This window comes from Methanosarcina sp. DH2, from assembly GCF_020804225.1.
Classification (GTDB): domain Archaea; phylum Halobacteriota; class Methanosarcinia; order Methanosarcinales; family Methanosarcinaceae; genus Methanosarcina.
The window spans coordinates 195,036-216,156 of sequence record NZ_WJBI01000001.1; the positions used below are offsets into that span (position 1 = coordinate 195,036).

The 21,121-nt window shown below is 44.8% G+C and carries 17 protein-coding genes; 3 read left to right on the top strand and 14 right to left on the bottom strand.

Features of this window, described 5'->3' with window-relative positions; all coding sequences use genetic code 11:
- Positions 1-19 precede the first annotated feature (19 nt).
- From FXV91_RS00825 to FXV91_RS00840, 4 genes are all read right to left on the bottom strand, one after another.
- Positions 20-1,177, bottom strand: a complete 1,158-nt coding sequence (locus tag FXV91_RS00825; RefSeq protein ID WP_229387386.1) for an NAD(P)/FAD-dependent oxidoreductase — start codon at positions 1,175-1,177, stop codon at positions 20-22.
- Between the two features lie 17 nt (positions 1,178-1,194).
- Complete coding sequence (locus tag FXV91_RS00830; RefSeq protein ID WP_229387388.1) at positions 1,195-2,136, bottom strand: UbiA prenyltransferase family protein; 942 nt, start codon at positions 2,134-2,136, stop codon at positions 1,195-1,197.
- 254 nt (positions 2,137-2,390) lie between these two features.
- Entirely contained in the window at positions 2,391-3,863 is a 1,473-nt protein-coding gene (gene tgtA / locus FXV91_RS00835) for a tRNA guanosine(15) transglycosylase TgtA (protein ID WP_229387390.1), read from the bottom strand.
- 292 nt (positions 3,864-4,155) lie between these two features.
- Positions 4,156-4,743, bottom strand: coding sequence for a pyruvate kinase alpha/beta domain-containing protein (locus FXV91_RS00840; RefSeq protein WP_229387392.1), 588 nt, complete (start codon positions 4,741-4,743; stop codon positions 4,156-4,158).
- Between the two features lie 461 nt (positions 4,744-5,204).
- Here FXV91_RS00840 and FXV91_RS00845 point away from each other — a divergent pair, with 461 nt between their 5' ends.
- Positions 5,205-5,954, top strand: a complete 750-nt coding sequence (locus tag FXV91_RS00845; RefSeq protein WP_229387394.1) for a proteasome assembly chaperone family protein — start codon at positions 5,205-5,207, stop codon at positions 5,952-5,954.
- 4 nt (positions 5,955-5,958) lie between these two features.
- Positions 5,959-6,348 carry a DUF473 domain-containing protein gene (locus FXV91_RS00850; RefSeq protein ID WP_229387396.1) on the top strand — a complete coding sequence of 130 codons (390 nt, stop codon included), beginning with the start codon at positions 5,959-5,961 and terminating at the stop codon, positions 6,346-6,348.
- A 437-nt stretch (positions 6,349-6,785) separates the two neighbouring features.
- Here FXV91_RS00850 and thsB read toward each other — a convergent pair whose 3' ends face one another.
- Complete coding sequence (gene thsB, locus FXV91_RS00855; protein ID WP_229387398.1) at positions 6,786-8,414, bottom strand: thermosome subunit beta; 1,629 nt, start codon at positions 8,412-8,414, stop codon at positions 6,786-6,788.
- Between the two features lie 705 nt (positions 8,415-9,119).
- On the opposite strand from thsB, the gene FXV91_RS00860 reads away from it, so the two are divergent.
- Positions 9,120-9,428 carry a hypothetical protein gene (locus FXV91_RS00860; RefSeq protein ID WP_229387400.1) on the top strand — a complete coding sequence of 103 codons (309 nt, stop codon included), beginning with the start codon at positions 9,120-9,122 and terminating at the stop codon, positions 9,426-9,428.
- Positions 9,429-9,619: 191 nt separating this feature from the next.
- Here the strand turns inward: FXV91_RS00860 and FXV91_RS00865 are convergent, their stop codons facing one another.
- From FXV91_RS00865 to kaiC, 9 genes are all read right to left on the bottom strand, one after another.
- Entirely contained in the window at positions 9,620-9,781 is a 162-nt protein-coding gene (locus FXV91_RS00865) for a hypothetical protein (RefSeq protein WP_229387402.1), read from the bottom strand.
- Between the two features lie 146 nt (positions 9,782-9,927).
- Entirely contained in the window at positions 9,928-12,978 is a 3,051-nt protein-coding gene (locus tag FXV91_RS00870) for an FAD-binding and (Fe-S)-binding domain-containing protein (protein ID WP_229387404.1), read from the bottom strand.
- Positions 12,979-13,049: 71 nt separating this feature from the next.
- The gene (locus FXV91_RS00875) at positions 13,050-13,667 is read right to left on the bottom strand and encodes a 4Fe-4S binding protein (RefSeq protein ID WP_229387406.1); all 618 of its coding nucleotides are present in this window, start codon (positions 13,665-13,667) and stop codon (positions 13,050-13,052) included.
- 5 nt (positions 13,668-13,672) lie between these two features.
- Positions 13,673-14,032 carry a MarR family transcriptional regulator gene (locus tag FXV91_RS00880; RefSeq protein WP_229388555.1) on the bottom strand — a complete coding sequence of 120 codons (360 nt, stop codon included), beginning with the start codon at positions 14,030-14,032 and terminating at the stop codon, positions 13,673-13,675.
- A 356-nt stretch (positions 14,033-14,388) separates the two neighbouring features.
- Positions 14,389-17,583: a PAS domain S-box protein gene (locus FXV91_RS00885; protein ID WP_229387408.1), complete on the bottom strand. Its 3,195-nt coding sequence runs from the start codon at positions 17,581-17,583 to the stop codon at positions 14,389-14,391.
- Positions 17,584-17,611: 28 nt separating this feature from the next.
- Positions 17,612-17,998: a circadian clock KaiB family protein gene (locus FXV91_RS00890; protein WP_229387411.1), complete on the bottom strand. Its 387-nt coding sequence runs from the start codon at positions 17,996-17,998 to the stop codon at positions 17,612-17,614.
- The gene (kaiB, locus tag FXV91_RS00895) at positions 17,985-18,344 is read right to left on the bottom strand and encodes a circadian clock protein KaiB (RefSeq protein ID WP_229387413.1); all 360 of its coding nucleotides are present in this window, start codon (positions 18,342-18,344) and stop codon (positions 17,985-17,987) included. The genes FXV91_RS00890 and kaiB overlap by 14 nt, the downstream gene beginning before the upstream one ends.
- A gap of 78 nt (positions 18,345-18,422) precedes the next feature.
- On the bottom strand, positions 18,423-18,932 hold the full coding sequence (locus FXV91_RS00900; RefSeq protein ID WP_229387415.1) for a circadian clock KaiB family protein: 510 nt from the start codon (positions 18,930-18,932) through the stop codon (positions 18,423-18,425).
- A gap of 19 nt (positions 18,933-18,951) precedes the next feature.
- Positions 18,952-20,664 (bottom strand): circadian clock protein KaiC, encoded by a 1,713-nt coding sequence (gene kaiC, locus FXV91_RS00905; protein WP_229387417.1) that lies wholly within the window; start codon positions 20,662-20,664, stop codon positions 18,952-18,954.
- Positions 20,665-21,121: the final 457 nt, after the last annotated feature.

Sequence of the window (21,121 nt, forward strand, 5' to 3'; positions counted from 1 at the left end):
CTTGCCTTTCGTCTCCGGTTTATTTATTCCTCAGGAATGCCCTGTATTTTAGCATAGCTGAAGGTTTCTTTTTCAACATGAATGTAAAGACATGCATAGCCTGTTCAAAGGCGCTGCCGTGGATAAAAGATAGGTCTTCTTTTTCAAATACCCTTACCATCTCATCGATTTCTCTGTCCGTCATCTTCCTGAGAGTTTCAAGCCCTATACGGCCCAGATAATGCTCTACCTTAAATTCTCTCTCCCAGGTTTTCCGATATTCCGAAAGAGCATTTTTTGAAATGTCCCCTTTTTTCACAGCATCTGCCGCAACGTCTCCGCATATCTGGCCTGCCCTCATTGCATAACCTATCCCGGATTGACCTGCAGCTCCTCCAGCTACCATTACTCCGTCCATTATGTACTCACCAGGTATGGTCACAATGGGGTCTCCCCCGGAAAGTTTTCTTACAACTTCTACTTCTTCGAGCCCTTTAAGCTTTTTGAAACGCTCAATCCAGGCATTCAGGTAAGGAGTCGCATCCTTGCCGCACCTGCGCACATAAGCTCCGATTGCAGCATTATCTCCTCCCCTGGGTGCATATGTAGTCTTCCAGCCGGGAGCATGGTTTCCCACATAGTACTCAAACATTTCAGGTTTCCCAAGCCCTGCCGCCCTGATATCCAGCTCGATTCCCCAGGCAATATCCTCCGGGTGCTTCATTGTTTTCAGACCCAGAAGGGACGCCATTTTTGAATTGATGCCATCGGAAATGATTACAAGCTTCGACCTGAATATCCCTGAAGAAGTCCAGACAGCGAATTCCCCGCCTTCCTTTCGGATATCGTTTACTTCTACTCCTGTCCTGAGGTTAACGCCGGTTTTAATCACTTTCTCTGTATAAAACCGGTCAAATTTTGTTTTGTCGATAGAATAGCCAGGTGTTTCTATGATAACTTCTCGTCCTTCCGGAGAAACGATTTTCATGCCCTTGAGGTAATGCACGATATAAGACGAGTCTGCCTTTTCTCCGCACCTGTCAAGCATCCCCTTAAAAAAAGAGTTTGCAGGGTGTGGTGGAGTCCCGATCTCTTCTTTTCTTTCCAGCAGAAGAACATCTGCACCCTTTTCACAGGCATTTCTGGCTGCCATGAGCCCTGCAGGGGACGCCCCCATTACAATGATATCCGCATCCATTTTTTTCTATCCTTTTTTCACCAGAGAATGGAGGTGTAAGATCCAAGATATATGCAGAGCACCACATCCAGGATCATTGACCCGAACATTATTGCCCTGTAGTTTGAGCCGTTAAGGAAAAGCGCGCCGCCCCTCTCAGGCGTCGGATGCTTGATAAAATCAAGGCACTGAGAAAGCATCCAGAGACCTGAGGCAAGAGCTCCTGCAAAAAATACCGGTCCGAGTCTGGCTGACCAGCCTATTATAACTGAAGCAATAACTCCGACAATCCACCAGAAGGTTACAAATCTGGCGGTAAATGGAATTCCAAAGGTTACTGGCAAAGTCGGGGCACCTTTTAGCCGGTCCCCTTCTACATCCCTGGCAACGCCTCCCAGAGTAAAAGCCCAGTCTGTAACGCAAATCATGAGTCCGAAGCAGATTGCAGGCAGGGGCAGGATCACTCCGTCACCGCCTTTAAGGATTCCTGCAGGGTCAAAGGCGAGCCAGATTCCCACAGGCACGAGCCCGTAGGAGATGCCGACAGGCAGGAAACTCAGGAAGGTGCTGCGCTTTGCAAAGATTGAGTAAATAGTAATAGTTGCAGCTGCGATAAACAGGACTGCAAGGGATTCCGGGTTCAGGTACGTAGCTGCCGCACCTGCGATAAGCAAAAGCAAGAAGGCGTACATCATCGCCGAATTCTTCGATACTCTCGAGGCAGGCAGAGGACGGTCCGGAATATTGATGGTGTCTATATCGACATCGCAGCAGTCATTGAAAACATATGAACTGGTTATGGCCGCAAAGCCTCCTATCACGGCAATCAAGAAGGGGACAAATAAGGGCAGCCCTCCGGTTGCCAGGTAGGAAGCAAGGATTGCGCTTGAGGCCGGGAGGGTAAGGTCCATGTAGTAGAGCTCGGGCCTCATCAGCCGGAGGTAGGGGCTGAGTTCCCCGATTCTTGCTGTAAGGGACAATCTTTTCACCTGTGCTTTTCTGGTTTGTATTGGGGGTTGGTTGTATTATCGGGAATTGTCAGATTTTTAGTGTTATCAGGGGTTTTACAGTTAGTCCTATAAACATTGGCATCTCAAAAAAGTTTCCTTTTTCTCTTTTTCAGGAGAATCCTGCCATGAGACAGCAACTGAGGGTTTATGAGATGTATGAGGACCCCTGGGACCGATTTAAGAATCCGTAAAAAATCCAGGCCCCTTTAGGGGCTATGATGTGCTTATTCTTTTTTCCAGGCATCCCTGTATACGAGCTTTGCTTTTTTCCCGATTTCTTCGATCAAAGGATGTTCAAACTCCCTTTCACAAATAAAGGTAAATTCTGCCCCAGGGTTCAGATCCATCAATTTAATTGTATTTGAGAGGGCTGTGCTGAGAGCTTCATAGTCCGGAAACTTCGAAATCTCGGCATTGAAGGGATAAACCTCTTCCATTTCTGCAGGAAAAGCTCCAAAAGGCGCTTTAAATATCAGGATCCGGTCATAGTCCTTTTCTCCTTTAACCGGGCCTGTTCGTATTATTGCCGAACCTTCTATGCTGAACCTTTCCAGCCGCTTTCCGAAACGCAGGACTTCCGGCCGAGAGGCGGATTCCGGGCCACAGTAAAAGTATGTGCTTTTGGTTGCAGGGTCATATTGTTCCAGCCAGGCAGAGTGGGTATAGAGTTTTTTCAATCCGTCAAGAAGTTTCGGGTGGGCACGGCAGCGCTGCTCAACAAGCTCGAGCAGTTTTCCGTCTTTTATGGACTGCTTGATCAGCCGGATTTCTGCAAAGGTTGCATAAAGGTTATGCCTTGCGAGAAGCTCCTCCTTATTTTTGGCTTTTCTCAGCTCGTCGGCAGTATATTTAGAACAGATAGGGCAGGAACAGGGAAGGTAGTTCAGTTTTTCTACATGATACGTCCCGTTAACAGTAATATAACGTCCGTCCTTGGCATAGAGAGCATAGGCTGCCGAGTCAAAAAGGTCGCAACCAAGAGCAACTGCAAGAGCAAACATCATAGGGTGCCCTGCCCCGAAAAGATGTACAGGTGAGGTTGGAGAAAGACCTTTTTTGGCTGCGGCAATTACATCCACAAGCTCTGCGTAACGATAGGATTCCATTAGCGGGACAACTGCCCCCAGGGGATAAACTTCAAAGTTCAAGTCTTTCAGGTAAGATGCAGCTTTTTCCCTGAGTTCGGGATAGGTCGAGCCCTGTACCGGGCCTGCAAGGAGCTGTTCCCCCTGAATGAATCTGCGGGCAGCTTCCAGGCGTTCGGCAGTGACTGCAAGTTCTTCTTCCGCTCTCCTGAAATGGACATCCGGAGGGGTCGGAATATCAAGTGGGACTATGATGTCGCTCCCGATTTTCTGCTGGAATCCTAGAATTTCTTCATTTGTAACTTCTACCGACCCGTATACTGAAAGCTGGAAAGAGCCCGAGTCTGTCATAATTGGCCCTTCAAAGCCAAGGAGTCCATGCAGCCCCTTTTCAAGGGCGACACTTCGCAGCTCTTCTTTCCGGTAAATAATATATGAATTGGTGATCAGAATCTCTGCCCCGAAGCTTTTCATCTCTTTCGGGGAGATAAGCTGAATGTTCGGATTTATTACAGGCATGACAGTAGGTGTCTCAACAGTCCCGTGTGGAGTCCTGAGTTTCCCTATCCTGCCGCCTGCGTCCTTGTCTAGAATTTCGAATATAGCTGACATGCCGCGGTTATAGATGCCTCTCAGATATATTTATCTTTGGGGACTGGTAAGGAAGACCACCTGGTGTAGAAAGCTGCATCTGCCTGCTTTGCTCCCCGGGACTTAAAAAATAAAGATTTACTCTCTTTAGTTTGAGTACAGTGTATTCGTTTATAATCAAGGGCCCCAATTCCTTTACTGATCTCAATCAAGTAGGTGAACTACAGGTAAGCAGGTAAACTGCGGAAAAACAGAGCAGAGCTGTAGCCCCTCTCTGCCCGGTTTTTTCTTATCTTATTCTTCTTTTTCTGAATCAGTCCTCTTTTGCCCGCGGCATTGCAATTATTTCCCTTATCTGAAGGGAGAAGAAATCATTGCTATGAGCCGGCCTCAGTACAAGAGCCACATCTGCACCCCACCTTGTGCCTCCTATGGCTATGATTTCGGTGTCGTCCGAGACCGGGATATGGCCTGAGTCTGCTGCCATAATGGCAACCTCTACAGCCACCTTGAAACCTTTTCCAAAAAGGGAACGCAGGGTATCGGCAATTACTTCAAGCCTTGAATAGCCTCCGAACTTCTTTGTTATCGAACGCTCTATTCCGGAAAACATATGTGACTGGGTGGTAATTATTGCTCCAAGTTCTTCAAGCTTCTTTTTGTACTCTTCTTCTACTTCCCATTCGCCTTTTTCTTTCTGCCCGTACTGGTGGCTTACTCCAATTACCTTTATGCCGCTGCCCTTTACTGCCTCTGCCATTTTTAGAGCGGTTTTCCCACTGGTACTGGCAACTACAATGTGGGATATTCCAAGGTCTGCTGCTCTTTTTGCTGCAGCCTCAACAACTGCGTCTGTGTTTCCTTCACCTACGCTGTCCAAATAAAGAACTGGTTTTTCCATGAATTACTTCCTCCTGTGTTTGATTTAATTTTCTTTCATGAGCTTCTTTCATTAGTTATTTTATAAACTTTTTAAGTTTATTTCTGCCACTTTTCTGTCTTTTTCCTGTTATTTTTCCTTCTTTTCTATGAAACTTTTTTCTATGAAACTCTTTTTCCTCTCCTTTTCTTATTCTTCATGAACGCAGTTTACATTAGCAGGCATCTAGAGGAGAAGGTATGTTAATCAGGATAAACGCTCCTAATCTGAATTATTTTTCCTCTGTCATGAGAAAAGATATATATTAAAAGGATTCTCTTTTAATGAAAAAGAGGGTTATGGCATTCGGAATCCCGGATTCATCGATATTTTTTTATTGATGTCTGCGCAGAAAGTAACACAGATCCGGGCTGGCGAGAAACTTGTTTATTTAGGATTAGATCAGATATAATCATAGGGGTTGTATTCATTGAGGTGGTTTTTTGTCAACTACTACAGACTATGACGACAATGACGTGAAGATTATTACCAAACCTGTGCAGTCAAAAAACCCTGTTTTGATTGAAGGTTTTCCCGGAATCGGGCTTGTGGGGAATATTGCGAGTCAGCACATGATCGAAGAGATGAATATGGAGTATATAGGCTCCATTGAGTCCAGGTATTTTCCTTCAATTGCAGTGCTCTATGAAGGGCTTATAAACATGCCTGTACGGATCTACAAAAACGTAGAACACAACATCATTATAGTCATCTCCGATATTCCTATCAGCCACTCGGTTTCCTATGATGTGAGCAATGCTCTCGTGGACTGGGCTGAATCTATCAATGTCAAGGAGATTGCTTCTATTGCGGGGATTGCCATTATGGATGGAGGGCACAAGGTTTTCGGAGCAGCTACCACGTCGGAAATGCTGGATAAAATCAGGGACAAAGTAGAAATTTTCCAGATGGGAACTATTTCCGGAATTTCGGGCAGCGTAATGGCTGAATGCTTGCTGCGTGGGATTCCCGCAATTAGCCTGCTCGGGGCTACAAAAACTCAGAACCCAGATCCAAGAGCTGCATCTTCTGTGATTGGAGTCCTTAATGAGTTGTATGGGCTTTCGGTCAGCACTGAAAGGCTTATAGAACAGGCTGAGCGCATAGAAATCGAACTCCAGAAACTTTCTGAAGATGTTCAGGCTACCGAGCGGAAAGGAGAAGTCAAAAAGGAGTTCCCAATGTACGGGTGATCCTATGGAGTACACCACGTTAACAGGAATTGCCGATTCCGTAATTGAGATCCTGAAAACACACGAGCTCAGGACTCTTGAAATCCGGAATCCGCAGAACTTCTTCGGAGTACTCGGGCTCAATGCAGGAGATAGTGTTCTCCTGACTTCTACGAGCCTTCAGGACCTTACTGATGGGACTCAGGGACTCATAGCGAGGGTTGTTCAAAAACAGGTATCGGTTCACTCCTTTGTCAGCTCAAATGAGCTATACCTTGAAGAGCGAGAAACCCTGTCAGCCCGCATTCAACTTGAATGCAGGTGTATGGCAAGGGTACGAAATGTTGTTTCAAATGAACTCGGGAAACCTGTAAAAGTAGATGCAAGGGAAATCTCGTGCTATGAAGCTCGGTAATTTTATTAAATTTAATTTACTGTGCCAGACTTCAATCTGAAAAATGTTTTTTTCCGAAATTTGTAACTCTCTTTAATAAGTAACTCTCTTTAATAAAGATCTGGCTTTAGCATGCCATCATCTTCCTGAAAAACGTTTTTTTCTTTACTTTTCTTGAACTAATTTCTAAGAAAATTTTCCAAAAAAATCTATTCTGGAAACTATTCTTCCTATAAAAATATATGCTGAAAATAGATTTCTATTCCTCTCAGATAAAAGCCCATTTCTAAAAGAAATTTCTAAAAGAGGTTTATAAAAAAGATTTCTAAAAGAGATTTCTAAAAGAGATTTCTAAAAGAGGTTTATAAAAAAGAATCACAAAAAAGGGGCCCGGAAAATTTGAACTTTTCCGGAAACCACCAGCTTAGTTTTAAATTCTTACGTTTAGTTTTGAATTCTTACATATCTTCCGGCATTTCGCCGCCCGGACCTGCGCCTGGGCCTGCTCTTCCCATACCGGATGAAGCAATTACATCATCGATTCTGAGAATCATGATTGCTGCTTCTGTAGCTGCATTAATTGCCTGGGTTTTGATCCTGAGGGGTTCGACAACATTGTTTTCGAACATATCCTCGATCTTGCCTGTGTAGACATTAAGTCCAGCCCTCTTGTTACCTTTTTCATGCTGGGAACGCATTTCCACAAGCATGTCAATCGGGTCAAGTCCTGCATTTTCTGCAAGGGTCTGGGGAATGATCTCGAGGGACTCGGCGAATTTCATTACAGCAAGCTGTTCTCTACCTTTAAGGGTTGCTGCGTATTCTTTGAGCCTCAGGGCCAGTTCTATTTCAGGTGCTCCGCCACCAACAACGATCTTCTGGTCTTCGAGGGCAACACCCACTACTCTGAGAGCATCTTCGAGGGCTCTCTCAAGTCCGTCCACTACATGCTCTGTTCCGCCGCGTAGAAGGATTGAGGTTGTCTTGCTGTCCTTGCAACCTGTGACGAAGGTCATTCTGGAGCCTGTAACGTCCTTTTCTTCCACAAGACCGGCATAGCCGAGGTCGGACTCCTCTATTTCATCCATGCTTGTGATAACCTTTGCACCTGTTGCCCTTGAGAGTTTGTCCATGTCACTCTTCTTGACTCTGCGCATTGCGAAAATGCCTGCCTTTGTCAGGTAGTACTGGGCGAGGTCATCAATGCCCTTCTGGCAGAAGACCACATTCGCACCAGTTTTGATTACCTTTTCCACAATTTCCCTGAGCATGGATTCTTCCTGGTCAAGGAAAAGCTGCATCTGGTCAGGGGTGGTGATCTTTATTTCGGCTTTGGTTTCCGTCTTTTTGAGTTCGATTGGCACGCTTAAAAGAAGGACTTTTGCATCCTTCACAACTTCCGGCATGCCGGTGTGAACGCGTTCCTTGTCGACAATTACACCCTCAATAATCTCTGAATCTTTAATGCTGCCGCCAGGTCTCTTTTCTGTCTTTATGTCCTCGATATCTACAGTTATCTTCCCGTCTTCGCTTATCTCGACAACGGACTTAACTGCCTGGACTGCGAGCCTGGAAAGCTGGTCTTTGTGGGACTCTGCGCCCTTTCCTGTAATGGCTGTGCCTGCTATTTTCACAAGAGTTTCAATGTCTTCCGGAGATGCACTGATAGTGATGGTCTCCAGGATCTTTGTAGCCTGGTCTGCTGCAAGTCTGTAACCGCTTGCGATCACAGTGGGGTGCACGCCGCTTTCCAGCAGGTCTTCTGCCTTTGTCAGGAATTCTCCTGCGAGCACGGCTGCTGTGGTGGTTCCGTCCCCTACTTCGGCATCCTGGGTCTTGGCGACTTCTACGATCATCTTTGCACCTGGGTGCTCGATGTCCATTTCTTTGAGGATGGTTGCACCGTCATTGGTGATGACGACGTCTCCCATTGAGTCTACAAGCATCTTGTCCATACCCTTGGGCCCAAGAGTGGTTCTTACTGCCTCAGCCACTGCCTTTGCGGCCATGATATTGTTGTGCTGAGCGTCGGAACCGTGAGTTCTCTTGCTGCCTTCTCTTAAAATAAAAATCGGTTGTGCTGCCAAACTTTAGTCTCCTTTATAATGATATGAATTTCTATGAATTTTTATCAGTAGTATTTCTGAGCACTTTATCTTTGTGCGTAATTTTTCCTATTCTTAATGCAAGCACTTCTATATAAGAATTCCTCTGGAGGCCAGGTTCTAAATCTTGAAAACAGGGTCTTCTGGTCCTTTTAATACCCCGAGTTTCGCTTCGGGAGCACGAGGTCCTTTTCGCTCGCTCCGCTTCGCTCAAGAGGACTAATAAAAATTCTAGTGTTTCGATCCCAAAAAAATTTCCTTATTTAGTGAAAAAATCCGTGATAGGTTAATCAATTCCATGCGCCTTCGGTTAAGAGAGGAATCATGATAAATTACTCTATTTCCGCAAAATATCTCATATATATTGATGTGAAGTTGGAACAAGGTCTCGATTTTAGTTTTGATGTTCGAAATTTGAGATTAACTTTTGCTCTAAAATCGATAGCATACAGGCAAGAAAATTCCTTCACCGATGACCAATGTAATCAATTCAAAAGTCAAGTTTTATAACTTATTTCAGAACCGCAGTACTAGAGCCTAATTGTCTCGAAAATTGGCAAAAAGACATCATTATTCATTCTTTATGAAAGTTACATGTTTACACAGATATTATTGATCCACTTACATATACTAAAAATTAATACAGTTTAGTTCCTTATTTTTAGTTCCTTATTGTAAGTTATGCCCATGTCAAGAGCTTTAATAGAGGGTTCAATTGCTGGAATTTTATTCGGAATTTACATTAAAACGGGCGTTTCTGTAGATGAAGGGGATACCATAATAACTGTTATAACAGGAGTATTTGAAGGATTGGAGAAAATTAGGGTTGTAACTCATAATTGGAGAGCATGGTTGTTCCTTTTTTCAATAATGTTTACTTTAGGGTCTTTTAGTGATGTATTGACAATATTGCGTGAAGAAGGAGATATGGAAACCGGTATTTTGCTCTACGGAATAGGATTTGTTTTCGGATTGTTTTTGATGTTGATAGCATGAAACGAAAATTGAAACAATAAAAGACTTTCTTGCTGCCCAAAGTCCAGAGTTTCGGCTTTATGGAAGAATAGGTTTAAATATTAAGTTAATTCCGGAGAGTACAGAAATAAAGTCGTGATGGAAATTATGGTAATATATGGGACCGTTCATTTGGTTAGGCTTGTAGAATCCTCTTTATTGCCTAATTTCAATCATTCTTCGGTTTCAGTTAGTGGTTGACTTTTTTGGTTTACTTTTATTCTGTAATCAATGAATGTGGTTGTAATTATAAGTGAAATCATGAATAACATTGACCAATTGAGTGATTTTGTAATTATCATTGGTATACTTAATGCGAGTAGTGTTGTTGCCATAGCTAACAAATCACGTGTTATTTTCAGTAATGTTTTTGCTCTATTTTCTTAAAAAAGGGTGTGTCGAAGGAATCCCTAAACTTTTCCTTCGATTTTTTTGCTTACCGGTTTTGTACGTTGAACTCTCGGTGCTTTTTTGATGCTTTTTAATGCGTTTTTATGTACTCGATCATCCGTGGGGTCAGCAATGGAATTATCTCGGGAAGCATATTCGGCATCAGGTTCTCCATTGCCTTTGGCATGAGGTCCGGGAGCTGCTCTCTCATGTAATCAGGCATAGGGACCCGCCTCTCAACAGCCTTGAGCATATCAGGCATGACCTTCGGCATGACAGAAGGCATGAGCATAGGCATCATTATGGGCATCATGGACTTCATCATGGCACCCATTCCGGGCACATACTTAACCATCTTCATCATGGCCTGAAGGGGAGCTGGCATTGTGGCCATCATCTGGGGCAGGAGTTCTACCATCAGGTCGGTCATGTTTTGGGTCTGCATGAGGTCGATCATCTTCTCAAAGGGCACCCAGGACTGCAGGGCGTAGTTTGTCGTGTCCGGGATGTCATAGCCGAGGCTTCTTGCAACAAGGGCGCCGAGGTCCTGGGACTCTATGTTCATGTTGTTTTTCTCGGCTGCAACACGGAACTGGACCGTACAGCAGGGACACAGAGCTGCAAGGATGTCTGCGTTTACATCTACAGCTTCCTGAAGCCTCATACCTCCAAGTTTATATGCAACCGGAGGCTCGGCAATAAGGCTCACCACCGAACCACAGCAGTGGGCCTGTTCCCTGTTGTGTTCAAGTTCTTTAAACTGGAGGCCAGGGATGGCTTTCAAAAGTTCCCTTGGGGGTTCGTATATCTTGCCCCCGGCTCTTCCCAGGTGGCAGGAGTCATGCCAGGCAACCACTTTATTCAGAGGTTTCTTAAATTTGGGCTTCAATACGTCCAGGCGCTCCACCAGGACTTCGGAATAGTGCTTTGTCTCAAGCCCGTATTCAATACCCAGTTTTTCCGCCCACTGGGGATAGACTGTGTGCCACATAAGCCAGCATGCAGGGCAGGAAGTGATCACGGTTTTTACGCCTTTCTTTTTCATGTTGGAGACGTTCATCCGCATGATCTTTTCAAAGACATCCCATTTCCCGGCAACCAGCATGGGAATCCCGCAGCATGCTTCCCTGTCTCCCAGCCCTGTAAACTCAACTCCTGCATCGTCGAGCATGCGGACTGCCCCTACGGCCACGTCTTTTTCCACGTAGGAGGCGGTACAGCCTGCAAAGTAGGCGTACTCTGCTTTGTCTTTCATTTTTGCCCTGATGTCGTCAGGAATCCATTTGTCTCTGTCTTTGCTGAGGTTTGCCCAGATGTTCCTTTCCTTCAGGAGGCTTGCAGCCATGATCTCGAAGGGTGGGAAGGTCATCTTTTTCTCTTCATCAACCAGCTTTCCGCGCATTGTCATCCAGGCATGTTCGATCGGCATGTCCAGCTCACAGCGGGCGTCGCACATCTGGCAAGTGGTGCAGGCAAGGAAGGTGTTCGTCTGCCTATGGTCAAGTTTTTCCCGGTCAGCCAGGTATTCCTTGATAAAGAACCATTTTCCTCGGGGCGACTGTGACTCCCAGCCCCTGCCGTAATACTGGTCACACTCGCTCACACAATACCCGCATTGGGAACAGGAGTAGGCAAGTTCGGCAATATCTGCAGGAATTTCTTTTTCATCTTTGAAGGAAACTTCCCCGATTCCTGACATATTTCCAACAAGCCTTCCCATGGGTTCGAAGGAAGAGCCGAGGGACACGGCGGTATTCAGGAGCCCTTTTCCTTCCAGGGTCTCAGGGTTCATGATCCCGTTGGGGTCGAATTCCTTCCTGAGGGCTTCTATTTCCGAAAGCCTGTCTCCAAATACGCTTTTTTTCTTAGAAGCGAAGAAAAGACCGGAAGAATAAGCTCTACCTCCGTTTTCTTCTGCAATTTTCAGGATGCTCAGGGAAAGTGCGAAGGCGGTATTAAAGAGTATAGAGCGCTCGGAATGGCGCATAAAGCAGAGGAGTACAACGTTTCCGTCACTGATAACCATCCCTTCGATAAGCACCGGCAGTTTTATTCTCTTTGCAATTTCTTCAAAAGCACTGTCCATCTTCTCAAGAGGTACCAGGATCTCAGCAGGGATGAAGGAGGGACCGAGCCTTTTAACCTTCATGGACTTGAACCATTCCTCAGTCTCGTGCTTTGCAATCTCATCAGGAAGAACTGTCCCGCCTGCATTCTCGATTGCTTCTTTCAGGCCGGAAACGTCCCTGGAAGCGGGGTACATAAAGGTACAGACGTAAGCAACAGGCAACACAGGCCTGTTCTTATCCACAATTTCCCCATAGTGGAGTTTTTGGGGCGATTTATTTTTCATGTCCGCCCATTCGGGGTTCAGGAAAGAGATTGACCAGAGGGGAATGTTTTTTTCCCTTATTGTTTCTACCGCCTTTTTCATGGCTGAAGCGTCTGGGAAACTGGCAGAAACAGCTCTTCTCTCTTCGAGCTTCTGGACTTTCAGGGTAATTTCGGTGATGATACCTGTGGTCCCCATCGTCCCTATCAACTTTTTCAGTTCAGAGCCTGAAAAATCCCTTATTTCTCCATTGGGGAGGACAACCCGGGCGTTTTCCATGCTCTCGTAGCCCCAGCCAAACTCATAACTCCCATACCCGGCTCCGCTCTGTGCCAGCCAGCCTCCTACGGTCGAGGACGGAGCACTTGAAGGGATTGCCCTGACTGAAAGCCCTTTTTCTTTCAGTTTCCTCTCTAACTTTTCCCAGATAATCCCACTCTGGACTACCGCTTTCTGCCCTTCGGGGTCTATGTTTATGATCTTATTCAGTAATGTGACATCGGCGACTACGCCTCCCTTTGTAGGGATTACCCCGCCGTACCCCGAGGAAGCCCCTGCACGGGGGACAACCGGAACCTTATGCCTGTTTGCAAATTCCAGAATTTTTACTGCATCTTCTTCTGTCCGGATTTTTACGACCGCAGCAGGGTCGGTGTTACCCAGTACTTTCTTGACGAGTGGGGGTAAGGCTCCTATATCGTGGTTATAATAGTGACGATCGCGTTTTTCAAGGTTAACATATTCCCCGAAGAGTTCGGCGAGCTCTGTTTTTTGGGCTTCTGAAAGTTCCGGTACATTTTTTGCTGTCATATTTTTCTGGCTCCCCTTATTTTACAACTATAATAAATATGAAAAAAATAGAAAATAATTAAGTTTGATACTTAAAAGTGAAGGGCATCTTTAGGACAGACACTCACACAGCGTCCGCATTTGATACAGTCGGGTTTTGTCTCGTTCTGGCAGACCTTAAGCTGCATTGGGCATACTTTCTCACACTTCTTGCAGCTGATACATTTGTCTTTCTCAAGTTTCAGCTGGTACCTCTTTCCTCCGAGCAGGCGCTGGGCTGTCCCCATTGGACAGAAGGAACACCAGGCTCTCGGGCTCAGGAAACTTCCGAGAAAGATTGCAATTGAGGTAGTCACAAGGCACATGGTGACCAGAACCATGCCTATTTTCTCGAATGTGTTAAGACTCCCGAAAACGCTTGCTATCCTGTAGCTCATAAACCCCATCATCAGGAAAAAGATAGGGAGACGCACCCACAGGCTCCTTAAGATTCCAGGGATCTTTCTTTTCTTTGAAATTTTGCTGATCCAGAAATCAGCAAGGCTTCCTCTCGGGCAGAGGTTTCCACAGAACCATCTTCCTCTGAAAGGGCTGCTCAGAAAAATTGCCGCAAAGACGAGCAGCATAAAGTACCCGAGTGCAGGGTACCAGAGCCCACCGATAGAAACGATCAGTACAAGAATTCCCAGGTAAGGAGTGATTTTGAGCATTTTAATTAACCTCCGTTTTCCCATCGTTCAAGTTCCTGTCCGAGTCTGTCAGCCCAGGACTGGACGATTTTTTGAATGATATTTTTAATCTTATTTTTGGAATGAATTTTGTAAATGAAGACATAGCCCCCTCCATCAAGGTTCTGCTGCGACCTCTGAAGAATCTCTTTTTCGTGCAGCTTTTTTACGGAGCGCTGGACTGTAGAAATATCCAGATCCAGAGATTTCGAAAGAGCATCAGTATCAACCCATTTTTCGGATTCGTTTAAAAAGTACTTCATTACATTCAGGTCAGCTTTTGTAAGATTGAGAGCGCACTTGATTACGTCTTCTATTTTGAATTCCCTGCAGGCAAAGTCTATTATTCCAATCCCTCCTCTCTTCTACAGTACTGTAATATTATGTCCGGAGTATATATATACTGGGAAGTACGGCATACTACCGGTAAAAATAGGAAGTACTATCATTTTTTGTTAATGTCCTCTAGCTATGTATATGCACGATATAGAAAACTAAAAGGCAGAATATTGATGCAAGTATTCTGAGATCTAAAATATGATCTCAGGAAAAGCATCAACCCTTCACCAACAGTATCAATTATTCAAAAGAAGTCTCTACTCACTGGTGAGTTATGAAAAGTTTTCAAAAAATAGAGTTTTGTACATCTTCAGCCGGAACACTCGGTTAATAAAAATTTTATTGAATCTAAGTCATGGCTGGTTCATTTATCTATATTATTAAACCATATTATGAATTTTGTTCCTTGATCTCTTCTAAGCTCGATACAGCCATCTATTTGTTCAACAAGGATATTTATAAGTTGGAGCCCAAGAGAATCCGCATCCTGATACTCTATTTCTTCTGGTATTCCTTTTCCGTCATCCGTTACTGTCAGCATATAATGGAAGCCGTTCTTTTCCATACAATCCGGACCAGGGGAAATGCCGCACTTTGAGGCAAAACTCTCCTTTTTGCAAAGGTTTACATGAACTTCGCCTTTCCTTCCGGCAGGGAAAGCGTGCTTCAGGGCATTTGATACCAGCTCATTTACAATAATCCCCAGAGGTATTGCAGTATCCATGCCAAAGTAAACCTGCTCAACATCTATTTTCAGGTTTATATTATTGCCAAGATTATATGAGCTGAAGAGATCTGCAGTCAGTTTCCGAAGATATGCTGCAAAATCAAGATTTTTCGCTCCTTTACCTTTATACAGCTCTTCGTGGATAAGAGCCATTGAAGCTACGCGGTTCCGGCTTTCCCTGAAGGCTTCAAGTATTTTTTCATCGCTAAACTTATCAGCTTCAAGACTGAGCAGAGAACAGATAACCTGCAGGTTATTCTTGATCCTGTGGTGGATTTCTTTTATGCGGATTTTATCTATCTTCGCCAGGGCTTCTTCAGCCTCTTTTTTCTCGGTGATATCGTATACTATCCCGGTGTATGTGGTTTCTCTGCCCTTTCTCTGGATTTTCTGGTGGATATCATGCACCCATTTTACATTTCCATCCTTAGACTTTATTCTATAGTCTAACTCTCCGTAATAGTCATCAAAAGATTTCATTTTTTTATTTTCTCTAAGGATGAGATTTAAATCCTCAGGCAATATAGCCTGTTTCCATCCCCCAAAAACTAATTCCTCCTCAGTATATCCAGTTATTTCTTTAACAGTCCCATGAATGAACTCTAAATTAAAATCCTTATCTAGCTGGAAAGCAATGCCTTTAAAATTCTGTATAAAAGAGCGGTACTTTTCTTCACTTTGCTGTAATTTCTGCTGAGCAAGCTTGCTTTCTGTAATATCCTGGATTGTTCCTTTCACTCCAATAGGGGCATTTTTCTCATCAAAAATAACTTCGCCTTGCTTGAGGACTATGCGCTCTATTCCATCCGCTGAAATTATTCTGAAATCAATACTAAAAGGACTTCCATTTATGGCTTTTTTAATGTTACTATTGACATAATTTCGATCATCGGGGTGTACATAATTTAAAAATTCGTTGTAATGTGGCGCTGATTCTTGAGGATTGAGTCCGAAAATACGATACATTTCCTCAGACCAGTATGCTTTATCAGCTACAATGTCCCACTCCCAATTTCCAATATGAGCCATTTTCTGGGCTTCAGCAAGACCTTTTTCGTTTTCTTTCAAAGAATTGTAGGCCTTTTCAAGCTCTGCAGTACGTTCTTTAACTGTTTTTTCCAAGTTGTCTAATGTTTCTTCTAGTTTAATTTCTGCTTTTTTTCTTCCGGTGATGTCGGTGAGCATGCTCATGGAACCTATAAACTTGCCGTTCTTGTCGAACATGGATTTAGCACTTATAAGCGTCCATAAAGGTAAGCCGTCCTTACGTATTAGTTTAAATTCATGGCTTTCATCGACGCCCTGCTGCCTCTTTTCCATATTCTTTTTGGAGATGGTCGCGCTTTCCTCATCGGTAAAGTTCCTCGCTGACCTTCCAATCATTTCTTCCTGAGTACATCCCAGCATCTCAGCCATTTTCTTATTTACATAAGTAGTCCTGGCTTCAGGGTCAACTATCCATATACCTTCATTTGCTGTTTCTATGATGGCGCGGTACTTCTCCTCGCTTTCCCGTAGCGCCTCCTCAGCCTTCCTGCGCTCGGTAGTATCTCTAAAAATTGCCGCGAATTTCCCTTTCTCAGTGCTGAACGCGTAAATATCCAAATACTTGCCAGTCTCCTGGCTAAAAATTTCAAAATGCTTTGACTTGCCTGAGAGTGCCACTTTACCTAATTCTTCGATCGCTATGGAGCTCGCGTTGGGAAATACTTCCAGGTGAGATTTGCCTACTATCTGTCCCTTTTTTACGCCTGAATTGAGCTCACAGGCAGGGTTTGTATCAAGGTAACGATAGTCATACGGCTTACCATCTTTATCACAGATGATTTCTGCAAGGAAGAAAGCTTCGCTCATGTTTGTGAAGAGCAGTCGGTAGCGTTCCTCACTCTCCCGCAAAGCTTCCTCAGCCTGTTTGCGCTCGGTAATATCCGCAAGAGTAACCACACAGCCTACGATCTTGCCCTCGTCATTTTTGAGAGGGTCTGAGTTTAAAAGTAAGTGGGACTTCTGGCAATCCTCTAATTCAAAGGTCGCATCCACTCCGATAGTAGAAAATCCCTTCAGAGCAGAGGAGACAGGAAGAATGCTTTTGCCGGCATCTTCTCCTTCTGAGAACTGTATATCAATAATATTTTCAAATATCTGGAACGTCGGATCGCACCTGCAGATCCTGGACACGGCATTGCTGAAGTGAGTTATCCTTCCCGATGTATCGCAAACTACTATGGCTTCGGCAGCCTGCTCTATGATTGATCGAGCCAGGCGCTCAGCAGCAACGATTTCTTCATTCTTCTTCTGCTCGGTCAGGTCTGTGACCACAAGACACCAGGCATTCGGAGACCCCTCTGACTTTAATGAGCTGACGGACAGGTACACGGGCAAAGAAGTGCCTCCACTAGCCTGGAAATTTATCTCCCCCCTGCCTGCCTCCTGCTTCAGGAGTGCCTTAAATTTGATAGCGTTCTCAGGCGCAATGAATCGATAGATAGATGTGCCTACTACAGCCTCTGAAGGCAGCTTCACGAGTTCTGCAAATTGACGGTTACAGTAAAGGATAGTGCCATCGAAAGCCAGGGTGGCAGTGCCTTCATTCATTGTCTCCACAAGGACACGATATGCTTGATCGGCACTATTCAGGGTGAAGATCAACTCCCCTTCAGGTCCGGATATCACCAGGGCATCGAGATCCCCTTCGCTGATGGCACGCTTGAGTTCTTCAGCCTCTTCCAGACGTGCTCTAAGATCCTGTATTTCAGCCTCTAAGGCATGATTCTTATTTGCCAATGCCTCATACGATACAGGCCCCCGACCTTTTGCCAATTTCGAACTCATATTTACAACGTCCTTCCCCAAACGTCGATCACTCTTGTTGTTTTTCATCATTTTCATTAGGTTTGGATATCAGGTCCATTCCTAACAGAACCCTTTCAGTATCTGACATGCTGCCTATGAGCTTCCTCAAAGGCGGGGGAAGCTCTTTTATGAGGGTTGGAGCTGCTACTATCTGACCTTCTCTGGCGAAGACCGGATTCTGATAGATATCGATAACCTCCAGCTGGTACTTGCCGGGCAGATACTCATCAAATATGCGCTTGATATTATCTATCGCCTGTATGGATTTGGGCCCCATCCCAGCAACATACAGGTGCAGAACGTATTTTTTATCTTTCGTTTTAGCCAGAGCTTCCTCAAAGGCGGCTGTGGAATCCTTGACATCCGATTTTTCGGTCTCTTCATTTTTGGACATTAGCTTCCCCCACAGGGAGTAGATCCAGGCCTACAAGGACGCGCTCAGTATTCGAGAGGTCTCCTATAATTTTCTTTATAGGTGGGGGGAGCCTTCTAACCAGTGTTGGGACAGCCAGTATCTGGTCTCCTCTGGCTAGCTGCGGATTTTCCAGAAGGTCTACAACCTCGATCCTGTATCTGCCGCCAAGATGCTCTTCGCAGATTTCTTTTAAGTTTGCGAAGGCTGTCAAACTCTTTTTAGTCTGGCCGGCCACATATAACCTCAGGATATAAAATTCCGGGTCAGGAGTAGTATCGGACTCGACAAGCTCAGGTCCGTTGTTATTTTGTGCTGCGTCTTCCATCGAATTTCCACCATTTAAACCTAAGAAGAATTACTTTCCCGGGCGGGCCTCTTCTCTGCAGTTTGGGCCCTCGATTATTTAACACGGGCTATAAGGCAAATAAAATGTCCATTTGTCCGGGTTTTGAGATCGTTGCCCGCATAAACCACTGCCGATGTAAGGCTGAAGATCGTCTTTCGACCTCTTGCTCCTCACGATACGAGCTTTCGATTCCTCTTCGGAGATTTTTTCTACAGGGCCTTTTTCATTAACAACACCTATGAAACTGGAGATTCTCAAATCCAGGGCTTCCAGGACTTTCTTCTGATTAGAGAGATCCCCTACTATTCTCCTGCCAGGGTAATTCTTTCTAATGAGAGTGGGAATAGCTACTATCTGATCTGCTCTGGCAAGACCTGGATTCTTTATGAGATCTATGACTTCGATACGGCACTTTCCCTCGAGATATTTATTACAGATATCTTTCAGGTTATCGAAAGCTAGCTGGCTCCTCCTGTTATTGCCTACCACATAGAGTTTAAGTTCATAAACACCCTCATCGTACTGGGCATGCATGGCCGAATCACTCGTCTGCTCTGTATCACCCATCGAGACCTCCGCTGTTCGTCTAGTGTAAGTCGGCCCTTCTTATTCTAGCCATCTCGCTTCTGTCTTTGGCTAGCGCATTACTTCTGAGTGCTTCCTCAGAGCTGAGCTTATCCAGTTCTTCTTTCTGCACCTCAAACTCAGAGTTCAATGCTGTTATCTGGGCATCCAGAGATTTGAGCTTGCTCTCCAGTTCTCTCTTCCTGCGCGCAGCATTCTTACTTTGAGCTGCAATTTCGGCTGTTTCCTTAGCTTCCTGGATATCTCTGGACGAACCCATAAGCAGACCTCCTGAAGGTCCCAGGTACACATCCCGAATCTCTATTCCGTGGTTAGTCAGCATGTACTCCCTGATCTGGTTTGAGTGCGCCATGCCTCTTGCCTTAACAACAGAGATGCCACGGTTACGCTCGTTATTACTCTCAAAGAAGCGGAGGTTAATCCAGGTATCCATGAGAGAGGATATTTCCTGAGCATTAATGCCCTCGGTACTCTCGCGTTGCACAAGGCTGGTACATATAGCGGTAATGTTTTTGAGCTTCAGGTAGTCGATAAGTCTTGTGAGCATGAGCTTAACATCGATCTCAGTACCTGCACTGATAAGGTTTGTGATAGGATCTATGACAATGACATCCGGGTTAAAAGTGTCCAGGATCTTGCGCATGCCCATTAGGTGCATTTCCAGGCCGTAAGCCATGGGCCTTGAGGCATGTATCTGCATAAGTCCGGAATCCAGGTAGGGCTGGAGTTTTATCCCAATGGATTTCATGTTTCTGGTTATCTGGTCTGGAGACTCCTCGAATGCGAAATACAGGCAGCGCTCTCCTCTTTCGCAGGCAGCTTTACAGAACTGAGCTGCAAAACTGGTCTTGCCTGTGCCGGCTGTTCCTGAGACCAGTACGGTGGTGCCGCGATAGTAACCCTGCCCTCCAAGCATTGTATCCAGACGCGATATGCCTGTTGATATCCTCTCTGTAGACACCTCGTGTTCCAGGCTCAGTGAAGTGATAGGCAGGACCGATATTCCGTCTTCCTCTATCAGGAAGGGGTACTCGTTGGTGCCGTGTTTCGAGCCCCTGTACTTAATAATCCTCAGGCGCCTGGTTGATATCTGTTCCTCCATCCTGTTATCCAGGAGGATAACACAGTCTGCAACATATTCTTCAAGCCCGTATCTGGTAAGGGATGCTTCTCCGCGTTCCCCGGTAACTATGGCTGTTACACCCCTATCCTTCAGCCAGCGGAAAAGTCTGCGAAGCTCAGAGCGCAGTATGGCTTCATTCTGGAACCCTGAGAACAGAACTTCTAATGTGTCCAGAGCTACACGTTTTGCGCCTATGGAATCTATTGCCAGGCCAAGCCTTATAAACAGGCCTTCCAGGTCGTACTCGCCTGTTTCCTCTATCTCGCTCTTATCAATGTGGACATGATCAACCAGCAGCCTGTCCCTGGATTCCATGCCGTCCAGATCGAACCCAAGAGATGCAAAATTCTCGGCCAGATCCTCAGCTGTTTCCTCAAAAGCCATAAAGACGCCCGGCTCGCCGTACTTTTGAGCTCCCTTGACCAGAAACTCCATTGCCATAAGGGTCTTTCCTGAGCCTGCACTCCCGTATACCAGGGTTGTGCGACCCTTAGGCAGCCCTCCATAAGTGATATCATCCAGACCGTTTATGCCTGTTGGGGCCTTCTCCAGACTCTTTTCTTTTAAAGTCCTGTCCTTTTCTTCAATCATTAAATTCCTCTTGTAATACTCTGATAAATAATATACATTATTATAAATTCTTATTTTTCATTAAGTCTGTCAGTATTGATACTTTAAGTATGTAAGACTGTTTTTTAAAAGATGATCGGGCTTTATATTCTTAGAAACAAATCATCGTTCATGGTGAGGATTTTTTATTTGTCATAATCTCTTCAACCAGTAGAAAAAACTTAAAATTTCTATTTTTTTTATATTTAATTTTCCCATAACTCTCACCTATGAGAACAGGAATCTTTCCGAAACTTTTTTCTCACTAAATAGTTTCTCTTCTATAATAAATTTTAAAGAAAAAAGATAGATCCCTGGGAATTTTTGCATTTTATTTTTTCTAAAATCAATTGTACAGCAATATTTTTATACTCCCTATCCAATCTGCAAACTAAGGTTTAATGAGCTTGCTTGCTTTGAGGTTTTTTCCACAAAGAAA